The sequence below is a fragment of the Sphingobium sp. HDIP04 genome, from assembly GCF_000445085.1.
Taxonomy (GTDB): domain Bacteria; phylum Pseudomonadota; class Alphaproteobacteria; order Sphingomonadales; family Sphingomonadaceae; genus Sphingobium; species Sphingobium indicum.
The window spans coordinates 24,448-47,327 of sequence record NZ_ATDO01000082.1; the positions used below are offsets into that span (position 1 = coordinate 24,448).

Here is a 22,880-nt window from a genome sequence, read left to right on the forward strand (position 1 = left end):
CAGCAACTCCTTCAAGACATGCCGAAGGAGTAGGACGACCCGAAGCGGCGGAACTTTAGGCGAAATGAGCCCAGGGATCGTAAGTGCCAAAGCTCCAGACATTGCCTTCCGGGTCCAGCGCCTCATAGCCGCGTCCGGGATAGCCGTCATTGTCATGCGGCTCGCTGACCACCACGGCGCCTTCGTTCCGGGCATGGAGGCAATGGGCGTCGGCATCGGGCACGACCACATAGATACAGGCGGTGACGCCGCCCAGTTCGCGGGGCGTGGTCCAGCTGTAGAGCGACTCCCCCTCGCCGTCGCGGGCGCTGCCCAGCATGACCATGCCTTCCCCCAGCACGAGTTGGGCATGGTGGATGATATGCGGATCCTCCGCGTCCTCGTAACTGGCCTGCACTTCGAATCCGAAGGCTTGGCAGAGAAACCGGATGGCGGCGGGCGCGTCGGCATAGCGCAGCGCTGGGATGACGGGAGAACCGGGCATCATGTCCCTCCTTCAGGGAATCGGCGAAGTCCAGCCTATCCCTTGCATGCGATCGCCGCGACATCTGTTTGTGCATTTTCCGGTCGTCGACCGTTCCGCCCGGCCACAAAATGCTCTAGGCCGACGGCATGACGACCCGCGACGACCTGGCCCTTGCCAACCGCCTTGCCGACGCCGCCCGCGCGGCGATCCGTCCCTTTTTCCGCGCGCGCTACGACATGGAATTCAAATCCGACCAGTCCCCCGTGACGGAGGCGGACCGGGCGGCGGAAGCGGCGATCCGCGCGATCCTGGAAAAGGAACGGCCGCAGGACGGCATCATCGGGGAGGAATATGGCGCGGCCCGCGAGGATGCGGAGCGGGTATGGATCCTCGATCCCATCGACGGCACGCGCAGCTTCATCGCCGGGCGGCCGATCTTCGGCACGCTGATCGCGCTGACGCAGGCGGGTTGGCCCACCATCGGGATCATCGACCAGCCCATAGCGGACGAACGCTGGGCGGGGATGATGGGGCAACCGACGACCTTCAACGGCAGGCCGGTGACGACCCGCGCCTGTCGCGCCCTGGACCAGGCGATCCTGGCCTCCACCGCGCCGCAGCTTTTCCCCGGCTGCACCGCCGAGCATTTCTCGCGCCTTGCGGGGCAGTGCCGCGACACCGTCTGGGGCGGCGACTGCTATAATTACGGGCTGGTCGCGTCCGGCCATGTCGACATCGTGGTCGAAGCAGGGCTGAAGCTGCACGATCTGGCGGCGCTGGTGCCGGTGGTCGAGGGCGCGGGCGGGCGGATGTGCGACTGGGCCGGCGAACCGCTCACCCATGACAGCGACGGCCGGGTGATCGCGCTTGGCGACGCGGCGCGGCTGGACGATGTGCTGGAGGCGCTGGCCGAGGGGCATGAGGATCATTAGCCCACTAATTATTTCATGGCTAGCGGACGTCGGCGGCCGCCCCGGAATATAGCGCGCTCCTGCCACGGGCGCTTTAACGGGGCGCCGTGCAGGCGTTTCCGGGAAATCCGCGAAAAATCATGGCCGTTACGGCAGGGCGCGGTTATAGCCTGGGAGGCAGGAAAGCGCGCCAAAAAGACGCGCCGCTAGCGAGGAGATGCCGTTTTGAGCGCGATGGAGCGTTTTCCCAATCTGGTGACCATGTTCTTCGACCGCGCCAGGGCGATGGGCGACGCCCCCTTCCTGTGGCGCAAGGCGGCGGGGGAATGGCAATCGCTGAGCTGGACCGAAGTCGCGCTGGAGGTCGCCTCGCTGGCCAGCGCATTGCAGGCGCAGGGATTGAAGCCGGGCGATCCGGTGATGCTGGTCAGCGAGAACCGGCCGGAATTCTGCATCGCGGACCTTGCCATCATGGCGGCGGGCTGCGTCACGGTGCCGACCTACACCACCAACACCACCCGCGACCACCAGCATATCCTGACCGACAGCGGCGCCCGCGCCGTCATCGTTTCCACCGCGAAGCTGGCGCAGAACCTGATGCCCGCCGTGCTGCGGTCGCAGGCCAGCTTCGTCATCGGCATGGAGCCGTTGCGCGGCATGCAGGGCGATGTCGCCTGCCATCTATGGAGCGACCTGATCGCCCATTATCCCACCGACATCGAGGCCTGCGCCGCCAGCCAGACGGCGAAGCGCGACGATCTGGCCTGCATCATCTACACCAGCGGCACCGGCGGCGCGCCGCGCGGGGTGATGCAGCATCACGGCGCCATCCTTTGCAATATCGAGGGGGCCGACAAGTTGCTGGAGGAGGATTTCGGGCGGGGGCAGGAGGTGTTCCTGTCCTTCCTGCCCCTGTCCCACGCCTATGAGCATAGCGGGGGCCAGTTCCTGCCGATCATGGTGGCGGGTCAGATCTATTATTCCGAAGGGCTGGAAAAGCTGGCCAGCAATATCGAGGAAGCGCGGCCGACGATCATGGTCGTCGTCCCCCGCCTGTTCGAGGTGCTGCGCGCCCGCATCATCAAGTCGATCGAGAAGCAGGGCAAATTCCCCGCCTATCTGCTGGGCCAGGCGCTGCGCATCGCGGCGAAGGAGCAGCGCGGGCGGAAATCGCTGCTCGACCTGCCGATGAAGGCGCTGCTGGCGCGCACCCTGAAGCCCAAGATCGCGGCCCGGTTCGGCGGGCGGATGAAGGCGCTGGTGTCGGGCGGCGCGCCGCTCAATCCCGATGTCGGCCTGTTCTTCGACGCCATGGGGCTGACGCTGCTCCAGGGCTATGGCCAGACCGAGGCGGGGCCGGTGATCAGTTGCAACCGCCCCCGCGCCGGGATCGCGATGGACACGGTGGGGCCGCCGCTGGACGGGGTGGAGGTGCGGATCGCGGACGACGGCGAAATCCTCGTCCGCGGGGAACTGGTGATGCACGGCTATTGGCGCAATGCGGCGGAAACGGAAAGGGCGCTGCAAAATGGCTGGCTGCACACCGGCGACATCGGGGAGATCGACGAAAAGGGCCGCATCCGCATCACCGACCGCAAGAAGGATCTGATCGTCAACGACAAGGGCGACAATGTCTCGCCCCAGAAGGTGGAAGGCATGCTGACGCTCCAGCCGGAGATCGGGCAGGCGATGGTCCATGGCGACCGGCGGCCGCATCTGGTGGGGCTGCTGGTGCCCGACGCCGAATGGACGCGCGAATGGGCGGCGGAGCAGGGACGCAAGGTGGAGGGCATCGAGAAGGATGCCGCCTATCAGGCTGCGCTGCGCGCCGCGGTCGACCGGGTGAATGACGATCTGTCGGTGATAGAGCGGGTGCGGCGCTTCATCCTGGCCGACGAACCCTTCACCATAGAGAATAGCGAGATGACGCCGTCGATGAAAATCCGCCGCCACGTCATCCGCGCCCGCTATCAGGATCGGCTGGACGCGCTGTACAAGGGGTGAATCCCGGCCGACCGGGTTCGTGGCAGGAACGCGGCATGACCCGCCGGCAAACCTATTTCGACGGCGCGCGATAGGACGTGAAGTCGCCCAGCGCGCAATTTCCCGTCACCATGCCGGTCATCAGGTCGGCGCTGGTTATTTGGTCCCCGCGGCAATATTGCGATCCCCACGTCCTGATGATCAGCGTGTCGCCCCGCGACAGCCCGGAACAACTGCCGATCAGGTCGTTGCGATAGACCAGCCGCCGGCTGACCCGGTACAGCAGGACGCTGTTGCTGATGGCCGTCAGGTTGGACTGGGATTCCCGATTGACGCAGCTGGTCTTTTCGCCGGGCACCTTGCCGGCCAGGGCGCGCTCCAGTTCGCTTGTCTGCTTTTCGGTCAGCCTGGGCGGCTCATGAGCGCCCGAACATCCCGCCAGCAGCAGCGGGGCCAGACACAGGCCGGAACCCAATATCCACGGACGCATGGCACCTCTCCTCATTGGTCCCGATTCCAGGACGCCGGACCGGCGCGAAAACCGTCACGCCGCATCCTTCGCCGCCCGCCGCTCGGCCAGTTGTGCAACGTCGCTGGCGCGCATGAAGACATTGGTCGCGCGCTCCTGTCCGACGCTGGTCGGCACTGTCGCCTCCCCCCGCGAGCGCGCCGCGTCGACCTCCGCCATGCGGGCGCGCAGGGCGGCGTTGTCCGGCTCCACCGTCAGCGCGAAGCGGCCGTTCGACTGCGTATATTCATGCGCGCAATAGACGACCGTATCGTCGGGCAGGGCGGCGAACCGCCGCATATTGGCGAACATCTGCGCCGCCGTCCCCTCGAACAGCCGGCCGCAGCCCATGGCGAACAGCGTGTCCCCGACGAAGATCAGGCGGTCGTCGGCCAGATGATAGGCGACATGGCCGGCGGTATGGGCAGGCACCTCCAGCACGGCGGCCTGGTGGGCGCCGATGCGGACGCTGTCCCCCTCCCGCACCATGCGGTCCAGCGTGCCGATCTTCTCCGCCTCCGCGGCGGGGCCGGTGATGGTGCAGCCGGTCGCCGCCTTGATCGCCGCATTGCCGCCGACATGGTCGCCATGCCAGTGGGTGTTCCAGATCTGGCTTATCGTCCAATCCCTCTGCCGCGCCGCTTCCAGCACCGGCTCCGCCACGGCGGGATCGACGGCGACCGTCTCCCCGCTGGCGTCGTCATGCAGCAGCCAGACATAATTGTCGCTGAGCACGGGGATGCGGACGACCTCCAGCATGGCGCTACCAGGCTCCGACATTGGGCATCGACGCCCAGGGTTCGGCCGGTTCCAGATGCCCGTCCTGCAACAGTTCGATCGAGATGTTGTCCGGCGTCCGCACGAAGGCCATGTGCCCGTCGCGCGGCGGCCGGTTGATGGTCACGCCCGCGTCCATCAGCCGCTGGCAGGTTTCGTAGATATTTTCGACCCGATATGCGAGATGCCCGAAATTTCGACCGCCGCCATAGACCTCCGCGGGGCTGCCGTCCTCAGCCGGCCAGTTGTAGGTCAGCTCGACCTGCGCATCCTCGTCCCCCGGCGCCGCCAGGAAGACCAGGGTGAACCGCCCCTGCGCGTTGTCAAAGCGCCTCTGCTCCTCCAGGCCGAGCAGGCGGAAGAATGCGACTGTGCGGTCGATGTCGGTCACGCGGATCATCGTGTGCAGATATTTTGGCAAGAGATCACTCCATTCGTCGCCATAAAGCAACGGTTCATCTCCGCAGCCTTAAGGCAGCATCAAGATAGGATGCGTCAGGCCCGGACGGAAGAGGGAGGCGGACATGGCCTTAACTTATCATGACAAGCTGCTCCTGGGATGCGCGGCGGTGCTGGCTCTGGGCATGGTCGGCGGCGGCTATCTGCTGGGCGACGGGCTCAAGCGGGCCAGGGCGGCGGACCGATCCGTCACCGTGCGCGGACTGGCGGAAAAGGACGTGACCGCAGACCTCGCCACCTGGTCGATCAGCTATTCCGCCACCGGGTTCGACCTGCCCGCCGTCCGGGCGGAGATCGACAACAACACGCGGGAACTGCGCGCCTATTTCGCCAGCCTGGGCTTCAAGCCGGATGCGCTGACCGCGACCGGCGCGGGGGTCAACCAATATATCAACAATGGCGTCAACACGATCACCATCACCCAGCGCATGTTGCTGCGCACGACCGACATCGCCCGCGCCCAGCGGGCCGTGGCCCAGCAATTCGATCTGGTCCGGCGCGGCGTCACCCTGCAGGAGGGATCGGGCATGCGCTACAGCTTCACCCGGCTCAACGACGTGAAGCCCCCGATGGTCGCCGCCGCGACCAGGGACGCCCGCGCCGCCGCCGAACAGTTCGCCCGCGACAGCGGCGCCAGCGTCGGCGGCATCAAGAGCGCGACCCAGGGCTATTTCTCGATAGAAGCGCGCGACGGCGAGGCCGACGGGTCGAGCGACACGCCCTACAAGAAGGTGCGCGTCGTCACGACGGTCGACTTCTATCTCAACTGACGATCAATCCTTGTCGTCGCCGATGATCGCGCCGGCGGCGCCGCCGATCACCGCGCCCTCCACCGTGCCGAGGCCGGTCGCGGAGCCGACCACGGCGCCGCCCGCGCCGCCGATCAGTCCGCCGCGCGTCGCGCCGTGCGAACAGGCGGTCAACGCCAGCGCGCTTGCCGCCAGCAGGGCGAGCGCCGCGAATTTTCCATGACGATCCTGCATCCTCAGGCTCCTTTTTCCTTGCGTCCCGCCTGGCGGGCCAACGGAGAAGGAGAGGCCGAGGTTCCCTTCGCAAGCCGTCAGTCGGCGGGCTTCGGCGGCAAGCGGGACAGATTGTCGGCCGCCGCCCTGCCCGCGGGCGCATCCGCCGCCAGCTTCACCGCGCGTTGCCAGGCGGATCGGGCGACGTCCTCATGATCGGTGAGGATGGCGATATTGCCCTCCTCCAGCGCGACGGAGGCATCATCGGGCGAAAGCTGCACCGCCCGCGCTATATGCGCCTGCGCCAGCTTCATTTCCCCGGACCGGCGCGCCAGCGTGGCCGAAAGCAGCCAGGCCAGGGGATCTTGCGGCACCTGTTCCAGCGCGATGTCGAGCGATGCGCGTGCGCCCCCGCCGTCGTTCAGCGCCACCAGCGCCCGGGCGCGGTCCAGATGGACCTCGCCCTTCTCCATGCCGTCGGGCAGGCCCCGCGCCAGCGCCGCGTCGAAATCATCCCGCGCCTTCGCGGGATCGCCGCCGGCCAGCGCGGCATTGCCGGCCTGCGCCCACAGCCGGGCGCTCTGCGCCATTTCGCCGTTGCGCTCGGCTTCGTCCGCCCCCTGTTCGAAGGCGACGATGGCGGGCGCCCAGCGTTCGGCGCGGGCATAGGCGAAGCCCATGCAGTTGCGCGCATAGAAGCTGCCGCCCTCGATCCGCCATTGCTGCGCGAAGGCGACGCCCTTGTCCGGCGCCTCCGCCGCCTGGTCCAGGCAGGCCTGGAATTTCGCCGCATATCTGTCCGGCACCGGAATGCGGCCGTCGCTGGCCTGCGCAACGGGCGCAACGGCGGCGGCGGAGGCCTCCGCCCTTTCCTTCCTCTTGCGGTTCATCACCGCCTCGACCTCCGGATCATAGGCCTGGGGGGCGAGCAGCAGCAGCGGGAGGAGGAAGGGCATCACAGGCTGTCCAACAGGCTGGCGAGGGTCCGGATCAGCAGCGCGATGTCCGGATCGCGGGAAAGGCGATGGTCGCCATCCTTAATCAGCAGCGTCTGCACATCGGATGAACGCAGCCGCTCCGCGATCCGCAACGCCGTCCGCCACGGCACGTCGGGGTCGGCCTGACCCTGCAACAGCCGCACCGGGCAATCGATCGCGATCTCCCCCTCCAGCAGCCGCAGCGACTGGCCCGATTCCCAGAAGGCCAGGGTGGTGACATAGGGATTATCGCCATAGGGGGTCGGCTCGACGATCCGCCCCTCCGTCGCCAGCAGCGCCTTGTCCGCGTCGGTAAAGCCCCATTCGGTGAAGTCCGGCGCCGCCGCGATGCCGACCAGCCCCGCCACCCGTTCGGGCCTGGCCAGCGCGATCAGCAGCGCCAGCCAGCCGCCCATGGAAGATCCGACCAGCACCACCGGCCCCTGGACCAGCGAATCGATCAGCAACAGCGCGTCGTCGCGCCAGCTTGCCAGCGTGCCATCCTCGAACCGCCCCTCGCTTGCGCCATTGCCGGCATAATCGAGCCGCAGCATCGCCCGCCCCTGGCTTTGCGCCCAGCCGTCCAGCGCGACCGCCTTGCCCCCCTCCATGTCGGACATGTAGCCGGGCAGGAAGACGATCGTAGGCCCTGCGCCGGGCCGATGCCGACAGGCCAGCCGCAACCCGTCCGGGCGAGGGTGAAAGGCGGGCGGCGCGATGTCGGGACGATCCATGCTATTCTCCAGTTCAGCGGCAGTGGCCTTGAAAAAGGGCCGTAAAAAGCTCTTGGCCGGGAAACCAGAAAAATAAAAAATAATGCGCCCGCCGCAATTGACAGCCCTACGGCCAGCGGCTAGTTGCGCGCTCCTACCCCGTGCCCAGATGGCGGAATTGGTAGACGCACCAGCTTCAGGTGCTGGCGATCGCAAGGTCGTGGAGGTTCGAGTCCTCTTCTGGGCACCATTTTCTTCCAATCCATTATATTGGTTGGAAACCCCTGAAAATAAGCGGCTTTCGCCAGTCGGGTGCTACAAGCAGTCGTCCATTCAGTTCGATTCATGCAGCTCCCTGGAGACCGATCGGCATTCAAAAACCGGCGAGGGCCAGGGCCGAACCCAGGCCGCACGCCAGCAAAAGCGCGCGCTTGAGCAGCTTGGCAATCTGTCCGGGCGCCGCAAAGAACCATGCGGCGACCAGTATGGCGGCAAGACCTCCCCAGAAGATCGCGACCAGCGGCAGGTCGTTGCCCAGCGTCTTGCGCAGGACAAATGCCAGGGCGAGGATCAGCGGCGAGCCCCAGACCACGGCATCCCACGTGGCGCGGATGCGCGGCCCCCCGATACCACGCCGCTCGCGCTTGCCCAGCCAGATATAGGTGCCCGTCGCGCAGATGGCCGTGAGCGCCATGCCAAGGATGAAATAGGCCATCTTGACCGGCAGGCCGCCGAAATTGCCGAAATGCAGATTATAGTTGGAGGCGGCCATCTGCCGGCCTGCGGGACCGTCGGAGATGCCGGCTCTGCCGATGAAGCGACCGGCCGCGTCGAAATTATAATATTCGCCGAACACCAGCCTGCGTTCGAAGGTGCCGACGATCTGAACATGCTGCCCGGCGGTCAGAGGGTCGTGCAGCGTCACATAGGTGAGGCGTTGGCCGGGATAATGTGCGGCCATATAGTCGAGCGCCGCGGCGATATTGGGCGCTGGCGCCGCCTTGGTATCGGGCTTGCCCTCGGGGCCGAAGATGGACGCATAGACTGCCTCCATATCGCCCTTGTAGCCCGTTGCGCCAATGCCATAGGCGGTGAGGCCTGCCGTGCCGATGAGCGCGCCGGTGAGCGAGATGGCGAGGATGAAGGGCAGCGTCCAGACGCTCATCCGGTTGTGCCAGTCGGCAAGGCCAAGGCCCCCCTTGTCGCGGGCTCGCAGGCGGAAAGCGTCGCGGAAGATGCGCGGATGGGCGATCACGCCGGAGAGCGAGAGCGTCAGCATCATGACGCCCAGAATGCCGACCAGGATGAAGCCGAACAGGCCCGGAATGTTGAGCATATAGTGAAGCTGGGCGAGGAAGTCGGACCAGGCGATCTCCTCCTTGCCCGCGATCTTGCCGGTCCTGTCGATATGCACGGCCTGCGTGTCGGTGGTGATGACCGTGCGCGGCAGCCCTTCCACGGGAAGGTGGACATAGAGATGGGTGGCAAGCGGCTTGCCTTTCTCGCGAGCGAGCACCGCCTCGATGCCGCGTTGCACCGCCTGCGGATCGATCGACGCCATTTCCGGCGCCCTGGGCTGCTCAATGCGCTGAAACTCCTGGTAGAAGACAGCGAGCGTGCCGGAGAGGCTGACGATATAGAGCAGCGCGCCGGCGAGCAGGCCGATGGCGGCATGCGCCGAAAGAGCGCGCTTCACTGTCGAGCTTTCAGGGGCGATGGTCGTCATGCGGACAATCCAAATATCAGAGCCAGCGCCCCCGGCACGGCCAAGATGCCGAGCGTCGCCCATTGGCGGATGCGGCGCTCCTCTATCAGGAGCGCATAGGCGAGGATCGACCAGGCAAGCGGCGTCACGAAGAAGCCCGTCACGACGGAATTGGCCTCGGCCGCGCCGGTCAGCGCCATGAGGCCATAGGCGGCGATGCCAAGTCCTGTCGAGACGATCATCGCCAAGATGACGACGATCAGGAAGGTCATCAGCCGCCGCCGGAGATGGAGCGGCTCGCCGCGTTCGGGCAGCATGCCGACACGCCTGTTCGAGGCCTTGGCATTGGCGGCGGCCGGCGACGTGATGGCGGCATGGCTGAGGATCAGCAGCGCCGCGCTCATGCCGACAAGCGACGCGACCGAGACGCCCCACGCGCCCGCGCCCCACCAGCCGGCCAGGACGCCGAGCAGGAACAAGCCCCAGCCCGCGGCATTCCACAGGCTGGAGCGCCGGTGCAGGGACCATGCATGGCGCAGCGCGGCACTCCCGCATGCCGCGCTGACGCCTGCGAGGATCAGAAGCGTGTCAGCCATCAGAAGCGATAGGTCGCGCCGACCGTGAAGTTCCGCGGGGCGCCATAGCGATATTGGCTATAGAAGCCGACCTGGCTGAAATAGGTCTTGTCGAGCAGGTTCTCGACATTTGCCTGGATCTCGACCTGGTCGGTGATGTTGTAGCGCGCCATCACGCTCACCAGCGTATAGGCGCCCTGCGTGAACCGGAAGGGCGCAAGCGTGACCGGGTTGGCGCCGGTCGAATAAGCCACGCCGCGATAGTTGACGCCGCCGCCAAGCGTCAGGTCGCGGCCGAGCACCGGGAAGCTGTAGGTGGTGAAGACCTTGAGCAATTTGCGCGGCTGGTCCGTGTTCGCCGGAGCGCCATTGCTGTAGTCCGCCCAGAACCGGCTATAGCTTGCGTTGACGTTCCAGCCGGGCAGCAGCTGGCCGGTCGCTTCAAGTTCGACGCCCTTGCTGGTGATGCCCTCGGCCGCGACATAGGTCTGCTGCGGCAGGCCGCCGCCGGGCGGCGTGACCATGATATCGGGCTGGCCGACATTGTCTTGCTTGATCTGGAACAGCGCGATGGAAGTCTGGAACTTGTCGCCGAAGAAGCTGCTTTTCAGGCCGATCTCGAAGGCATTGCCGTTCAGCGGGTCGAGTTGCCGCAGGTTGCGGTCGAGCAGGTTCTGCGGCTGGAAGATCCTGGTATAGCTTGCATAGAGGCGGTGGTTCGGCGTCACGTCCAGCAAGGCGCCGACATAGGGAATGAACACATCGTCATTGCCATAGTCGCTGGGACCGCTCCAGGCGAAGCCGGTCTGATGCCAGCTTGCCAGACGGCCGCCGCCGACGACCTTGAACGGATCGGCGATATTCAGGCGGACCGCGGCATAATAGCCGGTCTGTTTGATGCGCTCCTGCTCGTTGCGGACGGGCGTGGTGCCCCAGACCGGCTCTGGGAAGGGCACGCCGACCTCGCCCACGAGCGGAACATTGTTCGCCCAGTCGTTCAATCCTGCGCCCCAGGCCGGGTTGTTCCGAGTGTAGGGCGCCACAAAATTGTCGGTATGGCGATTGAGGATGCTGTGCAGCGCCCCCAGCACGACTTCATGATCGCGGCCGAACAGCGAGACCTCGCCCTTGAGCTGCCCGTCGAAGCTCTCCTGGACGCTTTCGCCGGTCGACTTGTAGGGATTGGAGGAATCGATCGTCCCCGTCGCCTTGTTCACATTGCCGTAGAGATACAGAAGCTGCGTGTCGCCGCTATTCTTCAGGCGATTGTAATTGACGGTCAGGCTCCAGCGCTCCCCAAACGCCTGGCGCACGGTCGCAAAGATATTCTGGTTGGTCGTGTTCCAATAGGTCCAGTCCGCCGCCGTGGTCTGCGAGCGGGGCAGAAATGTCGTCGTGCCGTCGCTGTAGAAGGTCGGCAGAGCGCCCCAGGTCGCGCCGCTCGGCTTAGTGTCCTGATGGGAGATGCCCGCGCGGACAAGCGTGGAATCGGTCACATCGGCTTCGACGACGCCGTAGAGCACCCACTTCTTCCTGTCCTGGATGTCGATATAGCTCTTCCCCCGCTCGTAGCGGCCGACGACGCGGGCGCGGACGCGGCCGTCCGGGGTGAGCGCGCCGCCCAGGTCGGCCGATAGGCGCCAGCTGTCCCAACTGCCGACGCCCGCATTGAGATAGCCCTTGAAGTCCGCGAAATCGGCATGCTTGCGGACGAGGTTGACCGACGCGGACGGATCGCCCGCGCCCGAGAGGAGGCCGGTCGCGCCGCGCACGATCTCGACCCGCTCGTAGATCGACACGTCGGCGCTGGTCTCGCCATTGGCGCCGGCCAGCGTCCAGGCCGCCGGCACGCCGTCGATCTGCGTATTGCGGATTTCGAAGCCGCGCGCATAGAAGCTGTTGCGCACGTCATCGACTTCGTTGACCGCCACGCCGACGCCGTTCTGGATCACGTCCTTCACGGTGATCAGGTTCTGGTCGAGGATGCGCTGGGCGGTCATGACGCTGACCGACTGCGGCGTCTCTCGCAGGGCGAGACCAAGGCCGGTCGCCGTATCGATGCTATGATCGAGCGTGTAGGTGCCCGTGACGACGATGGCGCCCTGGTCATCGCTGCCCGGCGCAGCCTCCTGGGCCTGCGCGGCTGCGCAAAAGCTCATGGCGACGCTGCCCAGCAGCAACGACTTGATCGACTTCAACGGAATACCCTTTCGTCTGCTTGTCTCTTTCGGAGGGCTGCCGCGTGATGATCCTGTCAGCACATGCGCAGGCGACCGAGTTCGAACGATCGGCTCTCTAAAATAAACGCGAATAACTCGCAATAGCATTTTTACGGTTGGATGCGGCGTCTGTTGAACCCGCAGCCTGCCGCCGCGCTTCTCCGCTGGACGATGAACCCATCCAGTTCATCTGCGTTACTGATGAGCAACAATCCTCCCGGAGTTACGGGACCACTTGCCAGCGAGGAGCCTGTTTGATGAAGCGCTACGCCTATGGCTGGATTACAGCCCTGTTCTTCCTGGTCTCGATCGCCGCTCACTGGATTTTCGGTTGGTACGCGTTCGTCGACGAGGCTCGAGAGCACGGCCAGCTAGTCGAGGTAGGCAGCTATCTGGTCGAGATGGGCCGCGACACATTCGAGAACTGGCAGTCGGAATTCCTCCAACTGATCTGGCAGGTCGTTGGCCTGGCCTATTTCCTGTATGTTGGATCGCCGGCCTCAAAGGAAAATGACGATCGTCTGGAGGCGAAGGTCGATGAGCTGATGAAGCTCGTCGGCGGCGAAAAGGCCGGGGCCATGATCGCCGCCATCGACGAACGCTATCTCCGGACCCATGGCCATGCCCAACCGCATGCACATGATGTCGGGCACGAGTGAATTGCGCATTCGCCTTGACGAGAAATGACGGAACGAGATTTCAGGCCCTCAAGCGACCAAAATTCCGGGCGGGCATGGACCTCAAGCGCTACGGACAGGGCAGATTTTCGAGTGGGCATGTCTCTCGCGAAGCGCGAGGATTTAGATCCGGACGATCAGTGTTCCGGCATTGCGCCCGTTGAAAATGTCGACGAACGCGTCGGGTATGCGCTCGAACCCGTCGCGCACGTCATAACGATTGCGCAGCCGCCCTTCAGCTTCCCATTGTCGTATCGATGCAATCGCGGACGCATAGTCGTCGGCATAGTCCCCGACGACAAAGCCCTGCATCCGGATTCGCCCATAGACCAGCTTCATCATATCCCTGGGTCCGGCGGCCGGTTCATTTGAATCATAGGCGGCCAATTGTCCGCAAAGCACGATGCGGCCATGGGGCGCCATCCGGTCGACCGCAGCCTGCAGCACGTCGCCGCCCACATTGTCGAAGAAGATGTTTATGCCGTCGGGACTGGCATGCTTCAAGGCCGATGGGAGGTCTGCCGAGCGGTGGTCGATGGCGACCTCCGCCCCGACATCCTCCTTCAGCCAACGGCATTTTTCCGGGCCGCCCGCCACCGCAATGACCCGGCAGCCAGCGATGCGGGCCATCTGGCACGCCATCGCGCCGACCGATCCGGCCGCGCCGGATACGAGCACGGTCATGCCGGGCTTTGGCTCCCCCACCGCGAAGAGGCCGAAATAGGCGGTCAGGCTGTTGGGCGAATAAAGCGTCATCGCGTCGACCGGATCCATCCAAGCCTCTATTGGCGTGACGGGGACGGCAGCCTCGTCCGGACGCAGGACGGCAAAGTCCTGCCAGGGCGCGACCGCCGTCAACCATTGCCCCACCGCAAAGCGCGGGTGGCGCGACGCCAGCACTTCGACCGCCGCCATGCCCCGGATCGGATCGCCGATGCCGATCGCGCCGCGATAGCTGCGTTCGGGCGGGTTCAGCCAGTTGCGGATCGTCGGCGCGCAGGAGATGATCCGCGTGCGGACGAGAATGTCGCCTTCCTGCAGGGCGGGCATGTCGAATGCCTGCTCCCGATAGGCGAAGTCACTGGCCCGCACCGTGCCTTCGGGCCTTTGCGCAAGCACCCAGGAGCGATTGAGGGTCACGACCCGTCGCCGAACCGCCGCCCCGCCTCCGCCAGCCGCACGAGCAGCGGCGCGGGGCGGAAGGTTTCGCCATGCACCGCCTCAAGCCGGCGCATCTCCACGACGATCCGGTCCAGCCCCACCTGATCGGCCCAGAAAAGCGGTCCACCGCGATAGACCGGCCAGTTATAGCCCAGCACGGCCGCTATATCGATGTCGGAGGCGCGCAGCGCGATGCCTTCCTCCAGGATCTTCGCGCCCTCATTGACGACAGGATAGAGCAGCCGCGCAAGCAGCGCCTCGTCGCCCGACGTGGGGGCATGCGCGACGCCCCGGGCTGCCGCCACCTCCTTTATCAGGCTGCCTGTCACGTCCGAAGGACGCGAGCGCCGCTTCTCGTCATAATCATAATAGCCCGCGCCGCGCTTCTGGCCCAGCCGACCGGCGGCGACCAGATCGCCCATCACGGTCCGTTCCGTCGCGTTCCGGCCGATGACGTCCAGCCCGACCAGATCCATCATCTGGAAATGGCCCATGGCAAAGCCATAATCGACGAGCACGCGGTCGATCTCCGCAATCGGCGTGCCTTCCAGCATCATCGCTTCGGCCTGGGCGCCGCGCGGAGCCAGCAGACGGTTGGCGATGAAGCCGTCGCACACCCCGCTCAGCACCGCCACCTTGCCGATCCGCTTGGCGAGCCGCATCGCCGTCGCGACCACGGGCTTGGACGTTGCCGCGCCTCGCACCACCTCCAGCAGGCGCATGACATTGGCGGGCGAGAAGAAGTGGAGACCCACGACCCATTCGGGCCGGCTGGTCGCCGCAGCGATGTGATTGAGGTCGAGGAAGGAGGTGTTGGACGCCAGGATGGCTCCCGGCTTGGCGATCCGGTCGAGCCTGGCGAAGATATCCGTCTTGACGTCCATGCTCTCATAGACGGCTTCGATGATGAGATCGGCCTCGGCAAGCGCGGCGAGGTCGAGACTGGGCGAGATCAGCGCCATGCGCTGTTCCACCTGCTCCGCCGTCATCCGCCCCTTGGCGGCCGTCGCCTCATAGTTGCGGCGGATGGTGGCGATGCCGCGATCCAGCGCTTCCTGGCTGGTTTCGACCAGCGTGACGGGGATGCCCGCGTTCAGGAAGTTCATCGTGATGCCGCCGCCCATCGTGCCCGCGCCGATGACGCCGACCGACCGGATGTCGATCGCGGATATGTCGGGACCGATGTCGGGAACGCGGGCCGCCTCCCGCTCTGCAAAGAAGACATGGCGCTGGGCGGCGGACTCCGGGCTGGCGACCAGCCGCTCGAACAGGGCGGTTTCCTTCGCCAGCCCCTCCTCGAAGGGGAGGGTCACTGCCGCCTCGACGGCCTCGATAATGGCGGCGGGTGCGACGAAGCCCTTGAACCGGCGCGCATGTGCGGCGGCGAAGGCGGTGAACAGGTCCGGGCGATCCCGATCGGCCTGGAGCGCGTCAGCCCGGTCACGTGTCCGCGGTTTCGCGCCGCCATCGGCCACGACGCGGCGCGCGAAGGCCAGCGCCTCTTCCGCCAAGGCCGCGTCGTCGACCACGGCATCGACCAGGCCGAGCGAAAGGGCTTCGGCCGCCTTGATCTGCCGCCCCGACGTGATGATTTCGAGCGCCGCCTCCGCGCCGACGATCCGGGGCACGCGCTGGGTGCCGCCCGCGCCGGGGAGCAGGCCCAGATGCACCTCCGGCAGGCCGACCTTCGCGCTCCGCGCCGCCACCCGATAGTGGCAGGCGAGCGCCAGTTCGAAACCGCCGCCAAGCGCCGTGCCGTGAATGGCGGCGATGACGGGCTTGGGCGCATCGTCCAGCATCGCGCAGAGGTCGGGCAAGGATGGCGGCCGCCAGGGCTGGCCGAATTCGGTGATGTCCGCGCCGGCGATGAAGGTCCGGCCGGCGCAGAGCAACAGGATGGCGCCAACCTCTTCGTCGCCGAACGCCTGTTCGAGTCCGGCCTGCAATCCCTGCCGCAGGGGCGCGGAGAGCGCGTTCACCGGCGGATTGTCGAGCGTGATCAGGGCGACGCCGTCGACGACGACGCTGGTTGCGGTCTTCTTCATGTCATGCGTCCTGTCTGGTGGGCGGCTCCGCGCGCCTGCGGGCGACCTCCTCCACGGCGATGGCGGCCATCGCCTTCTTGTCGAGCTTGCCGGTGGCGGTGACGGCCATCGCCTCGACCAGCACCAGATGTTCGGGCCATTTCTTGCGGGACAAACCCTGCTGCGAGAGATGGTCGAGCAGCGCGGGCAGGTCGATGCTCCCGTCATCCGTGCGCAGCCGGCAGACGGCGCAGGCCTGTTCGCCCAGTTTGCGTTCGGGCACCGCGACCACCGCAACTTCCGCGACGGCGGGATGGCGCAGCAGCGCTGCCTCCACCTCCGCCGGGTCGATGTTGAATCCGCCGCGAATGATCTGGTCCTTGATGCGGCCGACCACGCGGACGAAGCCGTCCTGATCGCGGACGATCTCGTCGCCGGTCAGGTAGAAGCCGTCGGGCGTCATGCGCTCCTGCCCCGCGCCCATGCCCTGCGCATAGCCCAGGAACAGCGAGGGGCCGCGCACGCCCGCCTGACCCCGGCTGCCGCGCGGCAGGGGGCGCAAATCGGCGTCGAACGCCTCCTCCTGCGTGCCGGGAAAGGGGATGCCGTCGAAAAGCTGACGGCGCTCCAACGAATGGGACGGATGGGTGGAGGCATGGCCCATGCATTCGGACATGCCGAACATGCGCAGCGCCTTGAGGCCAAGCAGCCGGTCGGCGTCCTCGATCAGTTCCGGCGTCATCGCGCTGCCGCCCACCGCCATGGCGCGAAGCGGCAGGCGACCGGTCCATTCGCCAAGCCGGGCGGCCTCCACCATCGTGAAAAGATGCGTCGGCACCGCAATCGCCCAGCCGCAGCCATAGCGTTCGGCCCGCCGCAGCGCTTCGGCGGGCACCCAGGGATCGACCAGCACCAGCGGATGCCCCAATGACAGCGCGAAATGCGCCGTGAAGGTGAAGCCGGGCGCACTGTCGAGCGGGACGATGCCCAGGATCGCGTCGTCCGGTTGCAGGCCCGCTATGGCTGCGCAGGCGCGGGTCGCATAGTTCAGCGCTTCGGGGCCATGCATCACCCCCTTGGGCACGCCGGTGCTGCCGGAGGTGAAGCCGATGAGCGCGGTGTCGCGATCGCGGGGGTCGCTCGATCGTCCGCCGACAGCAGCGAAAATATCGGGCAGGGCGCTGCCGGCTCCGCTCACCTTGACGACATGGCCGAGCGAGGATTCGAGCAAGGCAAGGTCGCCCGCTCCGAGCTTTGGCGATACGGGGCAGAAGATCGCCTGCAGCGACGATATGGCGAGCGCCGTGGCGATTGTCGCGGGGCTTTTGTGCGCGGTGACGAGGACGCGGTCGCCCGGCTCTACGCCTGCCCCTTTCAGCAAGGCCGCGATTTCAATCGCCTGCTCCCGCAATTCCCCCCGGCTCCACAGGCGGTCGTCGCAATCCGCCAGGGCAAGCGCGTCCGGTTGGGCGTCGGCACGGCGGGCGAATTGCGGCCAGAGCCGCTCGGCATCCCATTCGAACGACGGATGGCTTTGCTCCTCAGGCAAGGGATTGGCCTCCATCGACCAGGAAGGTCTGGCCCGTGATGAAGCTGCCCGCGTCCGACGCCAGCAGGGCGAGCGTGCCCGCCACCTCCTCCGGGCGGCCGAAGCGGCGCATCAATATGCCCGCCCGCGTCCTTTCCTGAATGGCGGGATCGAGCGTTTCGGTCATCCCGGTCTCGATGGAGCCCGGCGCGATGGCGTTGACGCGGATGTTGTGGCCGGCCCATTGGGCGGCGAGATCGCTCGTCAGGTGGACGATCGCCGCCTTGCTGGTGGTATAGGGGACGACCTGCCCCGCGTCCGGCTGGTAGGACAGGAATGCGCCGACCGACGCGATGTTGACGATCGCGCCGCCACCTTGGGCGATCATATGGCGCGCGGCGTGGCGGCAGGCGAGGAAGGTGCCGGTCACATTGACGTCCATCACCTTCTGCCAGCCCTTGAGCGGGATGTCCTGCGGCAGTCCCCACCAGGACGCGCCTGCATTGTTGATGAGGATGTCGAGTCCGCCCAGCCGGTCGATCGTTCCCGCGACCGCCGCCTCCACTGATGCCTCATCGGCGATGTTGCAGGAAAGGCCGACGGCCGGAACTCGGAACCGCTCGGCTATGCCGGCCGCCAGATCGGCGCAGTCGGCCTCCGTGCGGGAGGCGAGGGCGACGGCGCAGCCAAGGTCCGCCAGCGTCGCGGCCATGGCTTCGGCCAGCGCGCCGCGTCCGCCGGTGATGAGCGCGCGCTTGCCGTCCAGACGGAATTGCGCGGCGGTGAAACCGGGGTTCCAGTCAGCCATGATCGTCTCCGGCAAGCAGATCGACCTCATCGGTGATGAGGATGATGCGCCGACCGCCCATGCCCTTCGTCTGGGCGGTCGCCGCCTTCCATTCGGGCGAGGCGAAGGCGGCGTCGAGCGCCGCCTGGTCGGCGAAGGTCAGCACGGCGTGACCGTCCCAGCCCGGCGCTTCGGGATTGTCATAATCCTTCGTCACCGCGCCGTGCCGATAGGCTATCAGCCCCGGCAGCACCCTGGCGGCGTCGGCATGCGGCCCGCGCCACCAGCTGGTGAACTGCTCCTGCGTCCAGTCCTGCGGCCGGCTGGCCAGGACGACCATGCTGACCGCCATGGTTTACTTGCCCGTCCAGACCGGCTGGCGCTTTTCGAGGAACGCCGCGACGCCTTCCTTCGCATCGGCGGAGTGATGCACGACGTTGCAGGTCATCGTCTCCAGCGTGATGAGCGAATTGGTGTCGGCGTCCATGCCGCGATTGACCGCCATCTTGGTCATCCACATGCAGAAGGGGCTCTTGTCGATCAGCGGCGCGCAGAAATCCTGGATCAACTGCTCCAACTGGTCGCTGGGCGCCGAGGCATTGCACAGACCCCATTCGACGCATTCCTTGCCGGACAAGAGCTTGCCGGTCAGCATCAGTTCCTTCGACTTGCGCATGCCGATATAGCGCGGCAGGCGATAGATCGGGCCGGCGCCGCCGAACAAGGCGCGGCGGATGTGGAAGTCGCCGATCTTGGCGTCGTCGGCGGCGATGCCGAAGTCGCAGGAGATGAAAAGCTCGAACCCGCCGGCAACCGCATAGCCCTCGACGCAGGCGATGGTCGGCTTCTTCATGTTGTAGATCTTGTCATAGGTGCGCGCCGAGTCGATCGCGAGCTGAAGCGAGGTGCTGGTTTCGTGCAGCACCGGACCCACAAGCTGCCCAAGATCCGCGCCGGCGCAGAAGGTGTGGCCGCGACCGCGGAACACGACGGCCAGCACCGAATCGTCCTCGGCCGCCTTGTCCACCGCTGCTTCAAGATCACGCAGAAGCTGGGGGCTGACGCAATTCTTCACATGGGGACGGTTGAGCCAGATCGTGCAGATGCCGTTATCGGCCACTTCATATTGGATGACGTCCTTTTCCGGTTCCATGTAACTCTCTCCTTGGCAAAGATGTGAAAAGATCGGTCGTTTTCAGCGGGCGATGCCGCCTTCTTCGGGCGGGGCAAGCATGCCGCCCACCGCCATCCAGGCGGCGATCCCCGCCGACGGAATGGCGCAGAGCACCGCTTCGGCAATTTCCTCGTCGCTCGCGCCTGCATTGCGCGCGCCGCGCACATGGGTCGCGGCCATGGGACTGTATCCGGCCGCCAATATGGCGAGCAGGAGCAGTTCGCCATATTTGGCGGACAGCGGGTTGGCGTCGATGCTGCCCCGCCGCATGAGATAATAGGCGTCCGCCGCTTCTGGCGCCAGGCGCATTAACGCGCCGAGCGGCGCCGGGATGTTCCCTGCCCAATAGGCCCGGAAATTGGCTTCCGCCTCTCCCTCCGCCGCCTTGGGCAGGGGTTGCGGGTCCGGCGCCTGGGCGTCGCCGAAACTCTCCTTGATGATCTGCGCGAAATCGAGCGCCGCAGCCTCGCCGCGGAGGCTGGACAGCACGATGAGGCCAGCGGTCGCCTCCTTCGATGTCAGGCCCAGCGTTACGCCGCGTTCCAGTTCCCGGCGCGCCAGGGACAAATGGCGGCGATCGACGGCAGCCACCGCTGCGAACAGCGCTTTCAGACGAGCGGGCACCGCGCCGTCCGACTCGATCACCGATCGGAAAATGTCATATCCTGCAAGCGTGTACGGCGCATAGCACCGCAACAGGGCGACTTCCATGAGTGGGCTGTTCGTCATCGCTTGCTCTCCTGCGATCCAGATGATCGACCGACTGGTCGGGCGTCAACCAAAAATTTCTCTCCTGACCAGTTTGACAGCCGACCAGTCGGTCGACTACTTATCACTCGACCGATCGGTCGGGTGAGTATTATAACATGAGCAGGCCGGCTCGAATCCGGCGGCATATCTGGAGCGGATGCGTGGATTTCGAACAGTCGGCCAAATCCAGGGAATGGATGGAGCGCGTAAGGGCGTTCATGGAGGAGCATATCGTTCCTGCCGTTCCGGTCTATCACCAACAGTCCGCCGCGATCGACCGCTGGACCGAGATCCCGCCCGTGTTCGACGAACTCAAGGACAAGGCGCGGCAGGCGGGGCTGTGGAACATCTTCATGCCGCCATCTGAGCATGACGACGAATTTTTCACCAGCGTCGGCCTGACCAACGTCGAATATGCGCCGATCGCCGAGCTGATGGGGCGGATTTCCTTCGCCAGCGAGGTGTTCAACTGCATGGCGCCGGACACCGGCAATTTCGAGGTGCTGCATCGCTATGGCACGGCCGAGCAGAAGCAACGCTTCATGGTGCCGCTGCGCGACGGGAAGACCCGGTCCGCCTTCCTGATGACCGAACCGGCCGTCGCTTCTTCCGATGCGCGGAACATCCAGACCGACATTCGCCGCGACGGAAGCGACTATGTCATCAACGGCCGGAAATGGTGGTCGTCGGGTGCGGGCCACCCACGCTGCGACTTCTTCATCCTGATGGGCAAGACCGACCCGGATGCCGCGCCCTACCGGCAGCAATCGATGATCCTGGTGCCGCGCGACACGCCCGGCGTGACGCTTGTGCGGCATCTGCCCGTCTTCGGTTACGACCACGCCCCGCACGGGCATTTCGAGGTCGCGCTGGAGAATGTCCGCGTGCCGGCGGAGAATATGCTGCTCGGCGAAGGCTGTGGCTTCGAGATCGCGCAGGGGCGCCTTGGCCCTGGGCGCATCCACCACACGATGCGCAACATCGCGACGATGGAAGTCGCGCTGGAGAAGATGTGCCGGCGCCTCCTTTCGCGACGGGCCTTCGGCAAGGCGATCGCCGAACATTCGGTCTGGGAGGAACGGATCGCCCGCGCCCGTTGCGAGATCGAGATGGCGCGCCTGCTGTGCCTGAAGGCGGCACATATGATGGACACGGTCGGCAACAAGGCTGCCCGCGCCGAAATCGCGATGATCAAGATCGCCGCTCCCAAAATGGCGCAGCAGATCGTCGACGATGCGATCCAGGCGCATGGCGGCGGCGGCGTCAGCGACGATTTCGGCCTGGCCGAACTTTGGGCGAACACCCGCATCGTGCGCCTGACGGATGGACCCGACGAGGTCCATGAACGCCAGCTCGCCCGGATGGAACTGGCCAAATATGCGGAAGGCGCAGCGTCGTGAGTACCGCGCAGCCCGCCGCGACGATCGGATCGACGGTCGATGTCGCCGTCAACAGTGCGTTCGACGAGACCCGTCTTGCCGCTTATCTGGCGGGCCGGATCGCCGATTTTTCCGGACCCATGCGCGTTCAGCGGTTCGAGGGCGGACAGTCCAACCCGACCTTCCTTCTGTCGACGCAGGACCAAAGCTACGTCCTGCGGCGCAAGCCCGCGGGCATATTGCTGAAGTCCGCCCATGCGGTGGATCGCGAATATCGCATCACCATGGCCCTGCACGAAGCCGGCCTGCCGGTGGCCGCGCCGCTGCTGCTCTGCGAGGACGAAGATGTGATCGGCAGCATCTTCTATGTGATGCGCTACGTTCCGGGCCGCAGCTTCTGGGATCCGCGCATGCCGGGCCTCGACCGCGCGGAGCGCGCCGCCATCTACGATTCCGCCAATGAAACGCTTGCCCGCCTGCATCTGGTCGACTTCGCGGCGCTCGGGCTTGCCGACTATGGCAAGCCGGGCAATTATTTCGCGCGGCAGATTTCGCGCTGGTCGCGGCAATATGATGCCTCGCGCACCCGCGACATCCCGGAGATGGACCGGCTGATAGACTGGCTGCCCGGCGCGATTCCAGCCACAGAAGAACACACCACGATCATCCATGGCGATTATTCCTTCCATAACCTGCTGGTCCACCCGACCGAGCCGCGCGTTTCCGCCGTCATAGACTGGGAACTGTCGACTCTGGGCGATCCGCTCGGCGACCTCACCTATCATATGATGGAGTGGTTCAGGCCGGAGGGCGTGGACGTGCGCGGAACCTTGCGCGGCGCTGATCTTGCCGCGCTCGGCATTCCCACCGCTGAAGACTATGCCCGGCGCTACTGCGAGCGGACCGGCCTTCGCGGCGATCCGACGCACCCCTTCTACCGCGCCTTCAACCTGTTCCGGGTGGCCGCCATTTTGCAGGGCATAGCCGGCCGGGCGCGCGACGGCGTGCAGACAGCAAGCAATGCCGGCGACATCGTCACGCGGATCGAACCGCTCGCCAAGGCCGCCTGGCTGGCGGCGCAGGAGGCTGGCGCGCGCTGATCTGCTCACAGGATGGAAGAGATTTCTGGGCGAAAGACAAAATGG

Annotated in this window: 23 protein-coding genes and 1 tRNA gene; 7 read left to right on the forward strand and 17 right to left on the reverse strand. The window is 65.9% G+C overall.

Translation table 11 applies throughout. The features are described 5' to 3' along the window. Nucleotides 1-55: 55 nt before the first annotated feature. The gene (locus tag L286_RS34710) at nt 56-484 is read right to left on the reverse strand and encodes a VOC family protein (RefSeq protein WP_025160458.1); all 429 of its coding nucleotides are present in this window, start codon (nt 482-484) and stop codon (nt 56-58) included. A gap of 128 nt (nt 485-612) precedes the next feature. On the opposite strand from L286_RS34710, the gene hisN reads away from it, so the two are divergent. After that, nucleotides 613-1,398 (forward strand): histidinol-phosphatase, encoded by a 786-nt coding sequence (hisN, locus tag L286_RS34715; protein WP_013038946.1) that lies wholly within the window; start codon nt 613-615, stop codon nt 1,396-1,398. A 213-nt stretch (nt 1,399-1,611) separates the two neighbouring features. Beyond that, nucleotides 1,612-3,381 carry an AMP-dependent synthetase/ligase gene (locus tag L286_RS34720; RefSeq protein ID WP_020818696.1) on the forward strand — a complete coding sequence of 590 codons (1,770 nt, stop codon included), beginning with the start codon at nt 1,612-1,614 and terminating at the stop codon, nt 3,379-3,381. A gap of 52 nt (nt 3,382-3,433) precedes the next feature. On the opposite strand, the gene L286_RS34725 is transcribed toward L286_RS34720, so the two are convergent. From L286_RS34725 to L286_RS34735, 3 genes are read right to left on the reverse strand one after another with little or no spacing between them, the layout of a single operon-like run. Continuing rightward, complete coding sequence (locus L286_RS34725; RefSeq protein WP_007686932.1) at nt 3,434-3,850, reverse strand: hypothetical protein; 417 nt, start codon at nt 3,848-3,850, stop codon at nt 3,434-3,436. Nucleotides 3,851-3,904: 54 nt separating this feature from the next. Continuing rightward, a complete protein-coding gene (gene gloB, locus L286_RS34730) occupies nt 3,905-4,627 on the reverse strand; it encodes a hydroxyacylglutathione hydrolase (protein ID WP_007686930.1) in 723 nt (240 codons plus the stop codon). 4 nt (nt 4,628-4,631) lie between these two features. Beyond that, nucleotides 4,632-5,066 carry a VOC family protein gene (locus tag L286_RS34735; RefSeq protein WP_025160459.1) on the reverse strand — a complete coding sequence of 145 codons (435 nt, stop codon included), beginning with the start codon at nt 5,064-5,066 and terminating at the stop codon, nt 4,632-4,634. Nucleotides 5,067-5,169: 103 nt separating this feature from the next. Between L286_RS34735 and L286_RS34740 the strand changes: the two genes are divergently transcribed. Then, complete coding sequence (locus L286_RS34740) at nt 5,170-5,874, forward strand: SIMPL domain-containing protein (protein WP_007686926.1); 705 nt, start codon at nt 5,170-5,172, stop codon at nt 5,872-5,874. 3 nt (nt 5,875-5,877) lie between these two features. Here the strand turns inward: L286_RS34740 and L286_RS34745 are convergent, their stop codons facing one another. The 3 genes from L286_RS34745 to L286_RS34755 all read right to left on the reverse strand — a co-directional run bounded on the left by L286_RS34745 (nt 5,878) and on the right by L286_RS34755 (nt 7,777). After that, nucleotides 5,878-6,087: a glycine zipper domain-containing protein gene (locus L286_RS34745; protein WP_007686923.1), complete on the reverse strand. Its 210-nt coding sequence runs from the start codon at nt 6,085-6,087 to the stop codon at nt 5,878-5,880. 77 nt (nt 6,088-6,164) lie between these two features. Further along, on the reverse strand, nt 6,165-7,022 hold the full coding sequence (locus L286_RS34750; RefSeq protein WP_020818695.1) for a hypothetical protein: 858 nt from the start codon (nt 7,020-7,022) through the stop codon (nt 6,165-6,167). Beyond that, nucleotides 7,022-7,777 carry an alpha/beta fold hydrolase gene (locus L286_RS34755; protein WP_007686919.1) on the reverse strand — a complete coding sequence of 252 codons (756 nt, stop codon included), beginning with the start codon at nt 7,775-7,777 and terminating at the stop codon, nt 7,022-7,024. Before L286_RS34755 ends, L286_RS34750 begins: the two co-directional genes overlap by 1 nt. Before the next feature lie 142 nt (nt 7,778-7,919). Here L286_RS34755 and L286_RS34760 point away from each other — a divergent pair. Beyond that, nucleotides 7,920-8,006 (forward strand) — tRNA-Leu (locus tag L286_RS34760). A gap of 123 nt (nt 8,007-8,129) precedes the next feature. Here L286_RS34760 and L286_RS34765 read toward each other — a convergent pair. From L286_RS34765 to L286_RS34775, 3 genes are read right to left on the reverse strand one after another with little or no spacing between them, the layout of a single operon-like run. Further along, on the reverse strand, nt 8,130-9,482 hold the full coding sequence (locus L286_RS34765) for a PepSY-associated TM helix domain-containing protein (protein ID WP_021223362.1): 1,353 nt from the start codon (nt 9,480-9,482) through the stop codon (nt 8,130-8,132). Then, complete coding sequence (locus L286_RS34770; RefSeq protein WP_020818693.1) at nt 9,479-10,057, reverse strand: hypothetical protein; 579 nt, start codon at nt 10,055-10,057, stop codon at nt 9,479-9,481. Before L286_RS34770 ends, L286_RS34765 begins: the two co-directional genes overlap by 4 nt. Beyond that, nucleotides 10,057-12,234 (reverse strand): TonB-dependent siderophore receptor, encoded by a 2,178-nt coding sequence (locus tag L286_RS34775; protein ID WP_020818692.1) that lies wholly within the window; start codon nt 12,232-12,234, stop codon nt 10,057-10,059. Before L286_RS34775 ends, L286_RS34770 begins: the two co-directional genes overlap by 1 nt. A 278-nt stretch (nt 12,235-12,512) precedes the next feature. Here L286_RS34775 and L286_RS34780 point away from each other — a divergent pair, with 278 nt between their 5' ends. Next, a complete protein-coding gene (locus L286_RS34780; protein ID WP_020818691.1) occupies nt 12,513-12,914 on the forward strand; it encodes a DUF6766 family protein in 402 nt (133 codons plus the stop codon). A gap of 141 nt (nt 12,915-13,055) precedes the next feature. Here L286_RS34780 and L286_RS34785 read toward each other — a convergent pair whose 3' ends face one another. From L286_RS34785 to L286_RS34815, 7 genes are read right to left on the reverse strand one after another with little or no spacing between them, the layout of a single operon-like run. Beyond that, a complete protein-coding gene (locus L286_RS34785) occupies nt 13,056-14,072 on the reverse strand; it encodes an NADP-dependent oxidoreductase (protein WP_020818690.1) in 1,017 nt (338 codons plus the stop codon). Continuing rightward, nucleotides 14,069-16,138 (reverse strand): 3-hydroxyacyl-CoA dehydrogenase NAD-binding domain-containing protein, encoded by a 2,070-nt coding sequence (locus L286_RS34790; RefSeq protein ID WP_020818689.1) that lies wholly within the window; start codon nt 16,136-16,138, stop codon nt 14,069-14,071. Before L286_RS34790 ends, L286_RS34785 begins: the two co-directional genes overlap by 4 nt. A gap of 1 nt (nt 16,139) precedes the next feature. Next, nucleotides 16,140-17,681: a class I adenylate-forming enzyme family protein gene (locus tag L286_RS34795; RefSeq protein WP_020818688.1), complete on the reverse strand. Its 1,542-nt coding sequence runs from the start codon at nt 17,679-17,681 to the stop codon at nt 16,140-16,142. Further along, nucleotides 17,659-18,453: an SDR family NAD(P)-dependent oxidoreductase gene (locus L286_RS34800; protein ID WP_020818687.1), complete on the reverse strand. Its 795-nt coding sequence runs from the start codon at nt 18,451-18,453 to the stop codon at nt 17,659-17,661. The genes L286_RS34795 and L286_RS34800 overlap by 23 nt, the downstream gene beginning before the upstream one ends. After that, nucleotides 18,446-18,784, reverse strand: coding sequence for an EthD family reductase (locus L286_RS34805; protein ID WP_020818686.1), 339 nt, complete (start codon nt 18,782-18,784; stop codon nt 18,446-18,448). Before L286_RS34805 ends, L286_RS34800 begins: the two co-directional genes overlap by 8 nt. Before the next feature lie 3 nt (nt 18,785-18,787). Further along, nucleotides 18,788-19,585, reverse strand: coding sequence for an enoyl-CoA hydratase/isomerase family protein (locus L286_RS34810; RefSeq protein WP_007682879.1), 798 nt, complete (start codon nt 19,583-19,585; stop codon nt 18,788-18,790). Between the two features lie 42 nt (nt 19,586-19,627). Continuing rightward, nucleotides 19,628-20,335 (reverse strand): carboxymuconolactone decarboxylase family protein, encoded by a 708-nt coding sequence (locus L286_RS34815; protein WP_025161136.1) that lies wholly within the window; start codon nt 20,333-20,335, stop codon nt 19,628-19,630. 182 nt (nt 20,336-20,517) lie between these two features. Here L286_RS34815 and L286_RS34820 point away from each other — a divergent pair, with 182 nt between their 5' ends. Together L286_RS34820 and L286_RS34825 are read left to right on the forward strand one after the other, a co-directional pair. Beyond that, a complete protein-coding gene (locus tag L286_RS34820; RefSeq protein WP_021223364.1) occupies nt 20,518-21,756 on the forward strand; it encodes an acyl-CoA dehydrogenase family protein in 1,239 nt (412 codons plus the stop codon). Then, on the forward strand, nt 21,753-22,835 hold the full coding sequence (locus L286_RS34825) for a phosphotransferase family protein (protein WP_020818683.1): 1,083 nt from the start codon (nt 21,753-21,755) through the stop codon (nt 22,833-22,835). Before L286_RS34820 ends, L286_RS34825 begins: the two co-directional genes overlap by 4 nt. Nucleotides 22,836-22,880: the final 45 nt, after the last annotated feature.